At 62.2% G+C, this 15,373-nt stretch carries 15 protein-coding genes; 1 reads left to right on the forward strand and 14 read right to left on the reverse strand.

What is annotated here, in order from left to right; all coding sequences use genetic code 11:
- Positions 1–107: 107 nt before the first annotated feature.
- The 10 genes from BM235_RS13700 to ilvB form a co-directional block, all read right to left on the reverse strand.
- Entirely contained in the window at positions 108–656 is a 549-nt protein-coding gene (locus tag BM235_RS13700; protein WP_090113999.1) for a peroxiredoxin, read from the reverse strand.
- A gap of 193 nt (positions 657–849) precedes the next feature.
- Positions 850–1,929: a 3-isopropylmalate dehydrogenase gene (gene leuB, locus BM235_RS13705; RefSeq protein WP_090114001.1), complete on the reverse strand. Its 1,080-nt coding sequence runs from the start codon at positions 1,927–1,929 to the stop codon at positions 850–852.
- Positions 1,930–2,111: 182 nt separating this feature from the next.
- Positions 2,112–2,624 (reverse strand): molybdopterin-guanine dinucleotide biosynthesis protein B, encoded by a 513-nt coding sequence (mobB, locus tag BM235_RS13710; RefSeq protein WP_158543861.1) that lies wholly within the window; start codon positions 2,622–2,624, stop codon positions 2,112–2,114.
- Positions 2,621–3,247 carry a molybdenum cofactor guanylyltransferase gene (locus tag BM235_RS13715; RefSeq protein WP_090114005.1) on the reverse strand — a complete coding sequence of 209 codons (627 nt, stop codon included), beginning with the start codon at positions 3,245–3,247 and terminating at the stop codon, positions 2,621–2,623. The genes mobB and BM235_RS13715 overlap by 4 nt, the downstream gene beginning before the upstream one ends.
- Positions 3,244–4,503, reverse strand: coding sequence for a molybdopterin molybdotransferase MoeA (gene glp / locus BM235_RS13720; RefSeq protein ID WP_090114007.1), 1,260 nt, complete (start codon positions 4,501–4,503; stop codon positions 3,244–3,246). The genes BM235_RS13715 and glp overlap by 4 nt, the downstream gene beginning before the upstream one ends.
- Positions 4,504–5,068: 565 nt before the next feature.
- Positions 5,069–6,268, reverse strand: a complete 1,200-nt coding sequence (locus BM235_RS13725) for an aminotransferase-like domain-containing protein (protein ID WP_090114009.1) — start codon at positions 6,266–6,268, stop codon at positions 5,069–5,071.
- 78 nt (positions 6,269–6,346) lie between these two features.
- The gene (locus BM235_RS13730; RefSeq protein ID WP_090114011.1) at positions 6,347–7,903 is read right to left on the reverse strand and encodes a 2-isopropylmalate synthase; all 1,557 of its coding nucleotides are present in this window, start codon (positions 7,901–7,903) and stop codon (positions 6,347–6,349) included.
- 105 nt (positions 7,904–8,008) lie between these two features.
- Positions 8,009–9,001, reverse strand: coding sequence for a ketol-acid reductoisomerase (gene ilvC, locus BM235_RS13735; protein WP_090114013.1), 993 nt, complete (start codon positions 8,999–9,001; stop codon positions 8,009–8,011).
- 219 nt (positions 9,002–9,220) lie between these two features.
- Positions 9,221–9,709, reverse strand: a complete 489-nt coding sequence (ilvN, locus tag BM235_RS13740; RefSeq protein ID WP_090114015.1) for an acetolactate synthase small subunit — start codon at positions 9,707–9,709, stop codon at positions 9,221–9,223.
- The gene (gene ilvB, locus BM235_RS13745; RefSeq protein ID WP_090114017.1) at positions 9,706–11,451 is read right to left on the reverse strand and encodes a biosynthetic-type acetolactate synthase large subunit; all 1,746 of its coding nucleotides are present in this window, start codon (positions 11,449–11,451) and stop codon (positions 9,706–9,708) included. Before ilvB ends, ilvN begins: the two co-directional genes overlap by 4 nt.
- A gap of 559 nt (positions 11,452–12,010) precedes the next feature.
- Between ilvB and BM235_RS13750 the strand changes: the two genes are divergently transcribed.
- Complete coding sequence (locus tag BM235_RS13750) at positions 12,011–12,445, forward strand: GNAT family N-acetyltransferase (RefSeq protein ID WP_090114019.1); 435 nt, start codon at positions 12,011–12,013, stop codon at positions 12,443–12,445.
- A 5-nt stretch (positions 12,446–12,450) separates the two neighbouring features.
- Here the strand turns inward: BM235_RS13750 and BM235_RS13755 are convergent, their stop codons facing one another.
- The 4 genes from BM235_RS13755 to BM235_RS13770 all read right to left on the reverse strand — a co-directional run bounded on the left by BM235_RS13755 (position 12,451) and on the right by BM235_RS13770 (position 15,336).
- Positions 12,451–13,131 carry a DUF4166 domain-containing protein gene (locus BM235_RS13755; protein WP_090114021.1) on the reverse strand — a complete coding sequence of 227 codons (681 nt, stop codon included), beginning with the start codon at positions 13,129–13,131 and terminating at the stop codon, positions 12,451–12,453.
- Complete coding sequence (locus tag BM235_RS13760; RefSeq protein ID WP_090114022.1) at positions 13,128–14,105, reverse strand: DoxX-like family protein; 978 nt, start codon at positions 14,103–14,105, stop codon at positions 13,128–13,130. Before BM235_RS13760 ends, BM235_RS13755 begins: the two co-directional genes overlap by 4 nt.
- The gene (locus BM235_RS13765) at positions 14,102–14,737 is read right to left on the reverse strand and encodes a thiol-disulfide oxidoreductase DCC family protein (protein WP_090114024.1); all 636 of its coding nucleotides are present in this window, start codon (positions 14,735–14,737) and stop codon (positions 14,102–14,104) included. The genes BM235_RS13760 and BM235_RS13765 overlap by 4 nt, the downstream gene beginning before the upstream one ends.
- A gap of 143 nt (positions 14,738–14,880) precedes the next feature.
- Positions 14,881–15,336 carry a GNAT family N-acetyltransferase gene (locus BM235_RS13770; protein WP_090114026.1) on the reverse strand — a complete coding sequence of 152 codons (456 nt, stop codon included), beginning with the start codon at positions 15,334–15,336 and terminating at the stop codon, positions 14,881–14,883.
- Positions 15,337–15,373: the final 37 nt, after the last annotated feature.

The raw sequence follows: 15,373 nt of genomic DNA on the forward strand, positions 1-15,373 counted from the left end.
ACGGCAAATTCCTGCCGCGCATCCCAAAAGTCAATAAAAGGGCTGCCGTCTAAAGGATGGCAAAGGCGCATGCGGGAGCATGCGCCTTTGGCCGAAACGATATTCGATTAGTTGGCGACCAGGTTCTTGTCGCCCGGCTTCCAGTTGATCGGGCACAGCCCGCCGGATTGAAGCGCTTGGAGCACGCGAAGCGTCTCTTCGACGCTGCGGCCTACGTCGTTGTGGTTGACGACTTGGTACTTCAGTACGCCGTCCGGATCGATGATGAACAGGCCGCGCAGCGCGATGCCTTCTTCTTCGATCAGTACGCCGTATTCGCGCGCCGCTTGCTTCGTGATGTCGGCAGCCAGCGGGAAGTTCAATTGGCCGAGGCCGTTGTCGTTCTTAGGCGTGTTGATCCATGCCTTGTGGCTGTGGATGCTGTCCACGCTGACGCCGAGAACTTCGGTGTTCAGCGCTTTGAACTGGTCGTAAGCTTCGGACAGCGCGACGATCTCCGTCGGGCATACGAAGGTGAAGTCCAGCGGATAGAAGAAGAATACGAGCCACTTGCCCTTGTAATCCGTAAGGGACGCTCTGCCGAATTCCTTGCCGTCACCGGACACCGTCTCCAGGTTAAAGTGCGGGGCCTCGCGGCCGACCAAACGCTCTGCCATTGACAATTACCTCCTGTAATTCCGACTACAAAGCCGGGCCTTATTTGCTATAAACGATAGTATCATAGAGTGAGAATGAAAATCAAGCTGTAGTAATTACTTCTTTGAAATTATTCTAATCTAATCTTTACCGTTCAAGCTGCAAGAAGGCCGTGCCGGCTGTCCGATAGATTCCGACGCGATTAGACGCGATTTAGCGAACCATCGCCGCTACGATCAGATCGCCCATCGCCGTCGTGCCGATCGCCTGGCTCTTGTCGACCGCGATATCGCCCGTACGGTGACCTGCGTCAAGCACTTCCTTGACGGCGCGCTCGATCACTTCTGCCGCTTCGGCGTAGCCGAACGTCAGCTGGAACATGAGCGCGACCGACAGAATCGTCGCGATCGGGTTGGAGATGCCTTGGCCCGCGATATCCGGCGCGGAGCCGTGAACCGGCTCGTACAGGCCGAAGCTGCCTTCGCCGAGCGAAGCGGACGACAGCATGCCGATCGATCCGGTCAGCATGGCGGCTTCGTCGCTCAAGATGTCGCCGAACATGTTTTCCGTCACGATGACGTCGAAGCTGGACGGGCGGCGCAGCAGCTGCATCGCGCAGTTGTCGACAAGGACGTGCTCGAGCTCGACGTCCGGATACTCCGGCGCGATCTTGTTGACGGTCTCGCGCCACAGGCGGCTTGTCTCGAGGACGTTCGCCTTGTCGACCGACGCGAGCTTCTTGCGGCGCTTTTGCGCGATCTCGAAGCCTTGGCGGACGATGCGCTCGATCTCCTGCACGTTATATACGCAGGTGTCGACGGCCTCTTGTCCGCCCGCGCCTTCGCGGCGGAACTTCTCGCCGAAGTAGATGCCGCCGGTCAGCTCGCGAACGACGATAAGGTCGGTACCTTCGAGCACTTCAGGCTTCAGCGTCGAGGCGTCCTTCAGGCAGTCGAATACGACGGCCGGACGGATGTTGGAGAACAGGCCGAGCGCCTTGCGGATGCCGAGCAGGCCCGTCTCCGGACGCAGCTCCTTCGAATTGTTGTCCCACTTCGGGCCGCCGACCGCGCCGAGCAGCACGGCATCCGCGCGCTGGCAAATGTCGAGCGTCTCTTGCGGCAGCGGCGTGCCCTTCTCGTCGATGGCGATGCCGCCGAACAAGCCGTGCTCGAGTTCGAACTTATAGCCGAACAGCTCTTCCGTTTTCTTCAGTACCTTTATCGCTTCACCGACGACTTCCGGGCCGATGCCGTCGCCGGCGATGACCGCTATCTTCTTCACTTCTGCCATGATCGTTAAGCTCACTCCCGACTTAGGTTCCATTCCGATTGCTATGTTTAGTTGTAGCACATATCGCGGGTCACGTCCAAAACATAAAAACTATGCCGTTAATAGTTGATGACTATGAGCGGCTGTAGAGCAACGGCTTTACGGGGGCAAAGCTGCGATTAGGGTGCGTTGCTGCTTGGAAGCTACCTTCGGACCGCCGCGATTGCCATTGCCGCGATCCGTTCGACCTCGTCCCGGTCCAAGACGGGCAGGCTCGGATGCGAAAAGGGAAAACAGGCGGAAACGCCGATGACGTTGGACAGCGTATCAAGAAGAACGATATCGCGCGGCTCTCGCAGCAGTACCCATTTGGCGTAGGAGGCGCGTTTGAAGCCTTCTGCCAAAATGAGGTCCGCCGGCGGCAACCGCGCCGCGAGTCCCTCAAGCGAGGCCTCGCCCGGCGTCCAGACGGCCGAAAGGGCCGACGACGAGGCGCCGGTCCCCACGGCGCCGGCTGCCAAATGAAGCCAAGTGTCCTTGTCCGGCAGATCTAGCGCCGCGTTGTCCGCTTCGCCTTCCGGCGGATGGCCGTGATGCTTAAGCGTCGCGACTGTCATGCCGAGGCTCGTCAGGTGCCGGACAAGCGCGCAGAGCAGCGTCGTCTTGCCGCTGTCTGCATAACCTACGATCTGAATAACGGGAGGCTGAGCACTCATGATCGCAGACGCTCCTTTGCAAGCCGGTAATCCTCCGGCGTGTTCATGTTCATCAGCTGGTCCGAGGCATTGGCCCCCGGCAGCCATTTCACGAAACGCATCCGTTCCGTCGCCTCCATCACCCGCCTGTTGCCGCTAACAAGCGCGGCTTGCCATATAGAGAGCGTATGGCTGCGATATAGAGCGCACAACGGATGAAGCTTGCCGCCTGCCTCGGGCAAGACGGCGTCCGCCTCCGGATGCCGAGCCATCGTCTCTGCCAACGCCCGCCATACGGTTGGCCCCGCAAGCGGGTAATCGCAGGCGACGACCAACTGCAGCGGTAGCTCGGAGGCAGCCATGCCCGCGCATATGCCGGCGATCGGACCGAACTCCGCTACGTCATCCTCAATCACGCGGACGTCGCCTGGAAGAAACTCGTATTCACGCTTGCGCTCCGCTACGACCGTTACCCGTTCGGCGATCTCCGACAGGCTTCTGCACAATCGCAAGAGCAGCGGTTCGCCGTTGAATTCAAGTCTCTCCTTGCGGGTGCCCATCCTTCTGCCCGCTCCGCCGCACAATACGACGGCATGACAGCCGGGCATCGCATCGTTAGCGTTCCCATCCCACTCGGATATCATTGCCAAGCACGCTCCTGCCAGCCGGAAAGCAGCCGAACGTCGATCATTGCGCCCGGCCGCGTCTCCTCGGCGGACGGCGGGATCGCGAGCAGCGCATTCGCTTGCCCGATCGAGATGAGCCCCGATGAGCTGTTCTCTTCGCACGGACGCGCGGTCAGCATGCCGTCCTCGATCCGAACGACGCCGCGCAGAAACCGGGGATTGGCGTTGCTCTTCACGCTGCCTTCCGCCAAGCGCGCCCGGCACCAATCGAGCGCACCGCTGCCCCCGCCCATCCGCTCGATCGCCGGACGCGCCAGCAGCTCGAATCCGGCGAAGCAAGCGCCCGGATTGCCGGACAGCCCGATCAGCAGCTTGCCGTCCATGACGATCGCGCTAGACGCGCTTCCCGGTCGAATGGCCAGCTTGGAAAACAACAGGCCGGGACCGGCTTCCCTGAACACTCCGCCCATGACGTCGGTGTCTCCGACGGAGATGCCGCCCGACACGATGACCAGGTCGGCATCGGCGAGCCCCCGCTGCAGTGTCTGCTTCGCTTCGTACGGCTCGTCCGTCACGTGCGCGTACCACGCCGTTTCCCCCGCCGCCGATTCGATCAATGCCCGCAGCATCGGCAGGTTGCCGTTGCGAACTTGCCCGATCATCGGCTCGGATTCGACCGGCACGACATCGTCGCCCGCCGTAACGACGACGATCCGCGGCTTGCGGAATACGTACGGCGTGGCTACGCCGACCGACGCCAGCAATGCCGCTTGTCCCGGCCCGATCCGCGTTCCCGCGGCGAGGAGCAAGCTGCCAGACGCTGCCTCGGCGCCCGAAGCGGTCACATGCCTGCCTGCCGTCTCCGGCCGCAGGAAGACAGCCTGACGCGTGCCGTCTTCGCTCTGCCTCAGGGCGACCGCTTCCTGCATCACGACAGTATCCGCGCCTTCGGGCAACGGCCCGCCCGTCCCGACGCGCATGGCTTCGCCCGATTGAATACGGTAAACCGCAGCATCCCGCGGATCCCCCTCCAATACCTCAAGCATGACGGGGTTCTGCGGCGATGCCGACGCCAGGTCCGCCGCTCTCACCGCATAGCCGTCCATACCCGCGCGCGCAAACGCCGGTATCGGCGCATCCGCACGCACCGCCTCCGCCAAGCGACGGCCGCTCGCCTGAAGCAGCGGCACCTTCTCGGCGCCGACCGGCTTGGCCCAAGCCAAGATGCGCCGCTGCGCTTCATCAAGGGATATCGCGTCCCGGCGTCCATTCATCCTTCTAGCCCCTTATCGATTCTCTAAATATAAATTATCCATATAATTACATTCGTAATTTGCATATGAATTTCATGCGCTCATTCCATTATCCCATCGACTCAGATCGACATCGTCGGGTCCGATCGACCTCATTCAAGGTAGATCGACAAAATCTTTTAGGATCGGAAAATGTTTTTCTACGTTCGTGCTCACGTAACATTTATGCATAGGCTCAGCTCGCATGTTAACTATTGTATCATTTCTCCCCGACTCGCAATAGTGCGCCCCCCCTCCACCATTTACGTAACTTGGCATCCAGCCGGATTTAATAAGGAAAAGCTGATCGTTCGAAAGCTACTTGTTTGCGGGAGACGGTTGGTAAAGGATCGATTTGCATTGCTGAATTAATGGGATAAATGATCGAATCGTAGCGGGCATAGCTGATCCAATGGGATAGTGGTATGAACTCAGAAAACGGGCCTATTTACACGCGCCGCCTCCCACGATAAAAAAACGCACCGCCGGCGAATTCTCGACCGAACGGTGCGTTCACATGTTAAAATCCTCGCGCGTTTTAACTCAATTATACGCCGACGCCGACATGCGCGAGCGCCTTGGACAGTCTGGCGATGCCCTCGCGCGAGCGCTCTTCGTCCGTATACGAGAAGTTGAAGCGCGCCTTGTTCAGCTCCGGCTGCTCGGCGTAGAAAGAGACGCCCGGTACGAAGGCGACGCCGTGCTCGACGGCGGTCTTCAGCAGATCGGCCGTGTTCACCGACGCCGGAAACTCGATCCAGATGAACATGCCGCCCTTCGGCACTTCCCATTTGACGCCCGGCCAGGCTTCCTTCTGAAGCAGTCCGACCATGTTTTCCATCCGCGCTTCGTACTCGCTACGGACGAATTCGATGTGCGCGTCCAGATCGAAGCAGGTCAACAGCTGGTAGAGCGTCTGTTGGTCCAGCGTGCTGGACTGCAGGTCGGCCGCCTGCTTGGCACGCGCCATGTTGCGAATGATATCCGGATCGGCCATGACCCAACCGGTACGCAGACCTGGAGCGACCGTCTTGGAAAAAGTGCTCGTATAAACGACGCAAGATCCTTCGACGGACGGCGCCAGCGAGAAAATCGACGGATACGTCAGCGACGCGTCGCCGAACTTCAGTTCGCCGTACGGATCGTCCTCGAGGATCAACGTGTCCGTACGCTGGCACAGCTCGAGCACGGCTTTTCTGCGCTCGAGACTCCAAGCCCTGCCCGTCGGATTCGAGAACGTCGGGATGACGTACAGAATCTTCGGCTTGTGCTTCAGCAGCTTGGCCTCCAGATCCGCAAGGTCGAGGCCGTCGCTGTCGCCTTCTACGGACACCGTCTCTGCGCCGTAAGAGCGGAACACCTGCAGCGCGGACAAATAGGTCGGGCGTTCGACCAGAATCGTGTCGCCCGGGTCGATGTAGATGCGCGTCAGCAAATCGATCGCCTGCTGCGAGCCGGTCGTGAGCAGCATGTCGTCGGGCGTGACGGCGCAGCCCTTGCGCGCCATGCGTTCGCAGAGCGCCTCGCGCAGCGGCAGATAGCCTTCGGTCAGGCCGTATTGGAGCGCCTTGTTGCCCTGGGCCATCACGCGCTGGAATGCCTCGGACACCGCGGCGACCGGGAAGTGCTCCTCGGCAGGCAGCCCGCCGGCGAAGGAGATGATCGAATCCCCCTGCGTCAGCTTCAAAATTTCCCGGACTGCCGAGGAGGAGAAGCTCCCCAGTCTGGAGGAGTATCTATAGTTCATACGGAGTTCCCCATTTCTCAAATGACGGCGGTCCGTAGCTTTGATGCGGCGGGCCTCCGCCTTAAATAATCGATTGCCTTAGATCAAAGTGACGTTGTCGCGGTCTCGCTTGACGCGAGGCGGCTCCTGCCGCTTCTCGACGAGACGGTTCAGCGCGTCCACGTACGCGCGCGCGCTCGCTTCGAGAATGTCGGTGCTGACGCCGCGACCTTGCGCGCTGTACTCGCCTTGCTGGAGAACGACGTGAACCTCGCCGAGCGCGTCCGTGCCGTCCGTGACCGACTTGATCGTATAGTCGTCCAGCTCGACGACCTCGCCCGTCTGGGCGTTGATCGCGTGATAGATGGCGTCGACGGAGCCGTTGCCTTCGGCGGTATGCGACACGATCCCGGCCGGCGTCTTAAGCTTGACCGTCGCGCTCGGACCCGCATGGCTGTCGAACGATACGACCAGCTGCTCGAGCGCGAACACCTCGGGCGTCTCGATGATTTTCTCTTCGAGCAGCGCCAAGATATCCTCGTTGGAGACGTCCTTCTTGCGGTCGGCCAAGTCTTTGAACTTGCCGAAGGCCGCGTTGACCTGCTCCTCGGACAAGCCTTCGAAGCCAAGATCGACGAGCTTCTCGCGGAAGGCGTGACGGCCGGAGTGCTTGCCGAGGACGAGCTTGCTGTCCTTCATGCCGATCGTCGCCGGGGAAATGATCTCGTACGTCGTCTTCTCCTTCAGCACGCCGTCCTGGTGGATGCCCGATTCGTGCGCGAACGCGTTCGCGCCGACGATCGCCTTGTTGCCCGGCACGGGCATGCCCGTCAGCTTGCTGACGAGACGGCTCGTCTTGGCGATCTCCTGCAGGTTCAAGCCGGTAGTCGCCTGGAAAAACTCCCCGCGCGTGTACAGCGCGAGCGCCACTTCTTCGAGCGCCGTGTTGCCCGCGCGCTCGCCGATGCCGTTGATCGTGCCTTCGATCTGATCGGCGCCGTTCTGAATCGCCGCCAGCGCGTTGGCGGTCGCGAGGCCCAGATCATCGTGGCAATGCGCGGAGAGCTGGACCTTCTCGATGCCGGGCACTTGCTCCTTCATCGTCTTGAAGATGTTGCCGTATTCGTAAGGCGACAGGTAACCGACCGTGTCTGGAAGGTTCACGACGGATACGCCCAGCTTGACGGCAAGCGCTGTCACTTCCACGAGGAAGTCGATCTCCGTGCGGCCGGCGTCTTCCGCCGAGAACTCCACTTGGGAAAAGTGCTTCTTCGCATACTTGATCATCGCTTCCGCCGCTTCGAGCACTTCGTGCTTTTCCATGCGCAGCTTGTGCTTGCGATGGATCGGCGAGGTCGCGAGGAAGATGTGGATGCGCGGATCCTGGGCGCCCTTCAGCGCTTCCACGACCGCGTCAATGTCCTTCTCGCGTGAACGTGCCAGGCCGGTGACGGACGCGTTCTTGACGGCGCGAGCGACCGCGCCCACCGCGGCGAGGTCGCCGGGCGAGGCGATCGGGAAGCCGGCTTCGATCCGGTCGATGCCGAGCTTTTCGAGCTGCAGGGCGATCTCGACCTTTTCCTGCGTATTCAGGTTGACCCCCGGGGATTGCTCACCGTCGCGGAGCGTCGTGTCGAACATATAAATTTTGCGCATGGCAGAGCCTGTCGGCCCGCACCTCCGATCGTCATGCAGATGAGAGAAAGAGAAGGCCGAAATGCTCCGACCTTCTCCCGATTATATCATAAGGTTAGCTTGTTCTTACTTCTTGATCCAGTGCATCAGGCCGCGCAGCTGCGCGCCGACGACTTCGATCGGGTGCTCGGCTTCGATGCGGCGGGTCGCCGTCATGAACGCGTTGCCGGATTGGTTTTCGAGGATGAAGTCGCGAGCGAACTTGCCCGTTTGGATGTCCGTCAGAACGGCCTTCATCGCCTTCTTCGTCTCGTCGGTCACGACGCGCGGGCCGGTGACGTAGTCGCCGTACTCGGCCGTGTTGGAGATCGAGCTGCGCATCGAAGCGAGGCCGCCTTCGTACATCATGTCGACGATCAGCTTCAGCTCGTGCAGCACTTCGAAGTAAGCCATCTCAGGCGCGTAGCCGCCTTCGACCAGCGTTTCGAAGCCGGCTTTGACGAGTGCCGTAGCGCCGCCGCACAGAACGGCTTGCTCGCCGAACAGGTCGGTCTCGGTCTCTTCGCGGAACGAAGTCTCGATGACGCCCGCGCGGGTACAGCCGATGCCTTTCGCATAAGCCATGCCGATCTCGAAAGCCTTGCCCGTGCCGTTTTGGTGAATGGCGATCAGGCCGGGAACGCCGAAGCCTTCGACGTACGTGCGGCGAACCATGTGGCCCGGGGACTTCGGCGCGACGAGCAGGACGTCGGCATCCTTCGGAGCGACGATCTGGCCGAAGTGAACGTTGAAGCCGTGGGAGAACATGAGGGCTGCGCCCTTCTTCAGGTTCGGTTCGATCTCTTCGCGGTAAACGCGGGCTTGGGTCTCGTCAGGCATCAGGATTTGTACGACATCCGCCTTGGATACCGCTTCCGCTACCGGGAATACTTCGAAGCCGTCGTTGCGGGCCGCTTGAGCGGACTTGCCTTCGCGAAGGCCGATGATCACTTGCAGGCCGCTGTCGCGCAGGTTTTGCGCCTGGGCGTGGCCTTGGCTGCCGTAGCCGATGACCGCGATCGTTTTGTTTTGCAGGGCGCCGAGGTCGGCGTCTTTTTCGTGGAACAGTTTGACTGCCATTAGTAAGATCCTCCTTAGTATGTGAAGCTGGGTTAAATAGGCGACCCTCATGGAACGGGCGTCCCAAGGGAGAACCGAATTCGCGCGGCCCGGGGCCGACTCGTCGGACAAGCCTTAGCCGCGAAAGGGAGTTCTCCCCTCGAACACCCGCTCCTGGGATAGCGGATGAAGGAAATAATTGCGGAGATCGACTTCGAGATCGCGCCTTAACTTAAGGCGTTAACGCGCGCTGCCCCGCGCCATCGCCGTCACGCCCGTCCGCGACAGCTCGCGGATGCCGTACGGCTTGAGCAGCTCGATCATGGCGTCGATCTTGTCGGTGTCGCCGACGACCTGGACGATCAGGCTGTTCGGACTGATATCCACGACCGCCGCGCGGAACGTATCGACGATGCCGAGAATCTCGGGCCGGGCGGAAGGCTCGGCGCCGACCTTGATCAGGCCGAGCTCCCGGGCGACCATCGGGCTGCTGCCGATATCCACGACCTTGATGACGTCGATAATTTTGTACAGTTGCTTTTCGATCTGCTCGAGCGTATGGTCGTCGCCCTTCGTGACGATAACCATGCGCGACAAGCCCGGCTCTTCGGACGTCCCGACGGTGATGCTCTCGATATTGAAGCCACGGCGTCCGAACAGGCCGGACACCCGCTGCAGCACGCCGGGCTGGTCGTTCACGAGAATGGCGATCGTATGTCTGGCGTTCATTCGTCATCCCCCATCAGCATTTGATCGATCGTGCTGCCCTGCGTAACCATCGGATACACGTTCTCGCCCTTGCGGACGACGAACTCGACGACGGCCGGGCCGTCATGCGCGAGCGCCGCTTCCCAGGCGGTACGGGCTTCGTCTTTGTTGGTCGCGCGGAAGGCTTTGACGCCGTAAGCTTCGGCCAGCTTGACGAAATCCGGGCTGCCGGCCAGGTCGATATGGCTGTAGCGGTTATCGTAGATAAGCTCCTGCCACTGGCGGACCATGCCGAGCACCTGGTTGTTCAGGATCGCGACCTTGACCGGAATGTTGTTGATCGCGCAGATCGCGAGCTCCTGCGAGCACATCTGCATGCCGCCGTCGCCGTTGATCGAGACGACCGTGCGGTCCGGATTGCCCATTTGCGCGCCGATGGCCGACGGGAAGCCGAAGCCCATCGTGCCGAGGCCGCCGGAGGTGACCCAGGAACGCGGCTTGTTGAACGGATAGTACTGCGCCGCCCACATCTGGTGCTGGCCGACGTCGGTCGTGACGATCGCGTCGCCGTGCGTCGTCTCGTGAATCATCGATACGACCCATTGCGGCTTAAGCTCCTCGTCCGAATCCTTGTACGTAAACGGCTTCGCCGCCTTGCGCTCCGCGATCAGCGCCCGCCAGGCATCGGCCTTGGCCGCATACTTCGCGCCGGCGACCGCTTGCTGCAGCACCGCCTTGACGTCGCCGACGATCGGGATGTCCGTCGGCACGTTTTTGCCGATCTCGGCCGGATCGATGTCGACGTGCACGATCTTCGCGTTCGGCGCAAAGCCCGCAAGCTTGCCCGTCACGCGGTCGTCGAACCGCGCGCCGATGTTGACGAGCAGATCCGACTCCTGGATCGCCATGTTGGCCGTCCATGTACCGTGCATGCCCGGGAAGCCCATGTGCAGCTCGTGTCCGCTCGGGAACGCCCCGAGGCCCAGCAGCGTCGTCGTGACCGGGATGCCGGTCTTCTCGGCGAAGGCGAGCACTTCCTCGTGGGCGCCGGAGTAAACGGCGCCGCCGCCGACCAGCAATACGGGACGCTCCGACTGCTCGATCGCGCGCAGCATCTTGTCAACCTGCTGCTTGTTCGGTTGAACGGTCGGGTTGTAGCCGCGAAGCTTCACTTCGCCATGCGGCTTGAACAGCGCCTTTTCGTTGGAGACGTCCTTCGGAATGTCGATCAGGACGGGGCCCTTGCGGCCCGAGTTGGCGATATGGAACGCCTCGTGAATGATGCGCGGCAGATCCTCGGCCTTGCGCACCAGGTAGCTGTGCTTGGTGATCGGCATCGTGATGCCGACGATGTCGGCCTCCTGGAAGGCATCGGTGCCGATCAGCGTCGTCGCGACGTTGCCGGTGATGACGACGAGCGGCACGGAGTCCATATACGCCGTCGCGATGCCGGTGACGAGGTTGGTCGCGCCCGGGCCCGACGTCGCGATGCAGACGCCGACCTTACCGGTGCTGCGCGCATAGCCGTCGGCCGCGTGGATCGCGCCCTGTTCGTGACGGGTCAGCAGGTGATTGAAGTCTTCGAAGCCGTACATCGCGTCGTAAATATACAGAACGGCGCCGCCCGGATAGCCGAATACGCAGTCGACACCTTCGAGCAGCAGGCTGCGCAGCAACATCTCGGATCCCGAGATGACCTCTTGCTTGCTCCATTTCTCGATCAATTGTTCCTTGGACTTCAGCGTGGCACTGTTCGCGACCATCCTTCATCCTCCTTAAGTAGAATCTTATATGGATCAGTATGCTGTAAATCAAAAATAAAAAAGCCCTTCGTCCGAACGTCTGTTAAACGTTCAGGGACGAAAGGCTGTTCCTTCCGCGGTACCACCCGGATTCGCGCGCGATCTCGCGATCGGCGCCTCATCAAGTATGCCGCCGATCCGAGCGCTCGGAGGACGTCCATACTTCAGGCGCGATAACGTGCGCCATTCCGAGACTCCTTAGTAGGCTGCATGCAGCCGTTCGGGAGACCAGCTCCGAGGAGACCTTGCGTACAGGGTTATCGGCATCGGTCTCAGCAATCCCGACGCTCTCTGAGCGATAGTGCCCACCCGCATCTTCCTCTTCAACGCTGTTCAAGATGAATCAATGTAGTACCCATTATATGCTCCGGTGAAGCGTTAGTCAAGACAAGGATTAAAGTCTCGGATAAATCCATTTTCGCCCAGAGCGTCCTTCCGCGGAGAGCGCAAAGCCGGATCCCTTCATATGATAGTCCAGGATACGCGCGTCGCAAACGGACCGATCTGGAGGTGAAGGCTTATGTTGCGCTGGTTGAGGCGCGGCGACCTGCCCGCGATCGTCCGGATCGTCCGCCGGGAGCTGATCCCCATCTCTCCCCATCCGCAGCCGGGCAGCCGCAAGCTCCGCAAGGATATGAAAGCGCGACTCGCGCAGGGCTCGACGCTCGTCGCGTCCGAGGGTCCCAAGATTTGCGCTTTTCTTCACCTCATCATACAGTACGATACGCTCTTCGTCGATCTGCTCGCCGTGGACCGGTCCTGCCAGGGCAAAGGCTACGGCTCCAGGCTGATGAGTCGCGTCGAACGCCATGCGAAGAATCTCGGCTGCCTGCGCGCCATGCTGTATGTCGACGAGGGGAACGAGGGCGGCGCGCGGTTTTACCGGCGACTCGGCTATTCGGTCGTTGCGCACCATGAATCGATGAAGTGTTATGAAATGTATAAATGGCTCTGAATGAACTACTCCCTCCGTTCCACCCGGAGCGGCATCGCCTGCAGCGGAATGCTTGCCGCGCCGACGCGGATGGTCTCCGCTTGGAAGGATCCTTTGTAAGCGAATATTTTGCCCATCAACGGATTGCGTACCGACACCGAGATGCGGTAGCAGGCGTCGTCCTCGTCGTACCATTCGCACACGTCCGCGCAGCCGGTGAGCGGCGCCGGAAAACGGAAGCCGAGCGGACCTTCATAGAAGCGCTGCTCGCCGGAACGGATCTGGATGCCGCCGTTCGGCGCCGCCCAAACTTCAAGGTCGACCGCGAGATGCTGTTTATTTCCCAGGTAATCTACGATGCGTTTCCGATCGCCGCTATAGACCATCGTGGCGTCGAAGCGGCGAATCGACCGCTCGAATCGGAACGTGCGGTTAATGGTCAGCGTCTCTCTGCCGAGCGCGTCGCGGTAAGCGTAATTTTCGATGGAAAACGGCACTTGGCGGCCGCCCTCGGGAAACATGATATGCCGCGACGCGCCGACCGCGAGCGGCAGCGCCGCCCACTTCGCATATCGGACCTCCTCCATTACGCCGCGCCCGATCGAAGCGATTCCTTCGCCGCTGCCAAATCCGAAGCGCTCGCGGATCTTCGGATGCAGCTTCTCGAACTCCTTCTCCCCGAGCGCTCTTTCAAATATCGACTTCATGCCCGCTCCTCCTTTATATTCGTATCGGAACGACTTCCCGGGCGCCTCCGGCATCGCTTAGCGGACGGGAGTCCTTTGCGCGTCCGGATGGCGACGAACGTCGCCGCCAGCATCAGCATCGCCAGGACAAGCGGGTTGAACGGCGCATACACCAGCGCAGGCGAGGTTGCCATCGCCCCGGACGTCAGCGCGCATAGCGCGATCGCTTGCGCCGCTAGCAGCCCCGGCGACCGCCGGAGCGCCACGATGCCCGCGAGCAGCAGCTCGCTGATGCCCAGCGCGACATTGATCGCCGGCTCGATGCCTGGGAACCAGCCGAGCGCGCGCAGCAGGTCCAGTTCGCCTGACGCGGCGGGATACAGCAGCTTCGGCACCAGTCCGGCATAAGCCCAGCAGAGCGACAGGACGGCGACGCTGAGCGCGTGCAGCTTGGCGCGCAAAAGGCTCTCCTCCGGCGGCACGCCGCGGTCGAGCCACAGTCGCAGCGCGTCGAAGCTCCAGGCGGTGGCCCAGCCGAACAGCGGCCTGAACAGCAGCCGGTCGAGCCAGCTTCCCGCGCGGCCGAAGCGCGTGCGATAGTCGAAGCGCGTGACGAACCGCACGCCGCCGTCAGGCAGCGGCGAATAGCGCCAATAGCCGCCGCCGCGCCCGATGAGCGAAAGCGGATGGCCCGTGCCGAAGGCGAGGACCGAGGTGCGGACGCCGTCCGCCGCGACGTCTGGCGCCCGGGACTTCCCCGTGCCGCGGATCGAGAGCCCGAAGCCGATCCGGGTCAGGTAGAGGAAGTCCTGGTCGTCCTCCGGCGACGTCTTGGGCAGATAGTCGATCTCGGTAAAGCGCAGATCCCATCGCTCATGAAGCTTGGGCTGCTGCGTGTGCCGCCACAGCGCCTCCATGTCGGAGGCGACGTCGATCTCGACGTAGATCGGACGCCCTGCGCCCCCCGCTCGCCGACGATCGCGCGGCCCGCTCATCGAAGCCCGCCTTGCCGCTCCGCGACATCCGTCGCAGGGGCTTCTTCGCCGCACCCGGCCGGCCCCGCAATGCCCGCGTCGATTACGGCGGCAACAGCGGCGGCGGCGTCTTGCGCGCTCCAGCCGCCGCCGGCCAGCAGTCTCCGCCGCAGCCGCTCGTCCGGCAGGGCCGGGCAACGCCCGCCCATGCGACCCGCCAGACGATGCCTTCGCGCGGCGATCGCATCGTAGACGGCGTCCCGCAGCCGCGCAGGCACGAGCCGCAGCGCCGCGGCGACGGCCGGCCAAGGCGCGTCCAGCGCGGCGAGCGCGCGGATCGCGGCCGCCGACCGCGTCCACGACGCCGAGCCGCGGACGAGCACGAAGCTGCCGCCGGCGGGCAGCGCCAGACCGAGCCGCGCCGTCAGCTCCCGCCCGACGGCGGAATCCAGCGCCGCGAAGCGCAGCCGCTCCGCCCGGTCCCGCTTCGCCGCGAAGCGGGCGATGCCCCTGCACATCGCGCATTCTCCGTCCACCAGCAGCACTACCGTATCCGCCTCGCCTTCCCGCATGCCGCTCTCCGGCGAGCGCCGACTTGCCGCCGGCACTCGGACGCCAGCGCCCTTTTTCCCCATATCCACGTATCGTCCCATCTTGCGCCGCCTCCTTCATGTCCCCATTGTAGAGGCCGGCGGCGGATCGCGGCAGTTCCAACTTCCGTAGGACGGCAGACGCGCGGGGGACTATAAAAAATAGGCCCCCGGCGAATCGCCGGAAGCCTATGAATCGGGAAGTCCTATAAGGTCATCGTCATGTACACGCTGTACGGGTCTTCTTCGTAGTCCCCAAACGGTCCGCAATAGCCGAAGCCGAACTTCTCGTACAGCTTGCGCGCGGGAATGAACGAGTCCGGCGAACCGGTCTCCAGGCTCAGCCGCTCGAAGCCCCGGCGTCTCGCCTCCGCCACGATGTGGGCGAGCACGCCCGCCGCCACGCCTTTGCGCAGATGCGCCGCCGCCGTCCGCATGGACTTCAGCTCCCCGTGCCCCCCGCCGAGGTCCTTCAGCGCTCCGCAGCCCATCAGTTCCTTGCCGTCCCAAGCGCTCCAGAACGTGATCTCCGGCCGCTTAAGCCCCTCGAGATCGAGCGCGTGAACGCTCTCCGGCGGCGTATCCTCCGCCATGCCCCGCAGATGCTCCTCCAGCAAGGCCGCCACCTCCGGACCGGAAAGGTCGTCTACGATAATTTCCATCTCTCTCACTCCTCTGCCTATATCCCGATGTCTCGGT

This window comes from Cohnella sp. OV330 (assembly GCF_900112065.1).
Classification (GTDB): domain Bacteria; phylum Bacillota; class Bacilli; order Paenibacillales; family Paenibacillaceae; genus Cohnella.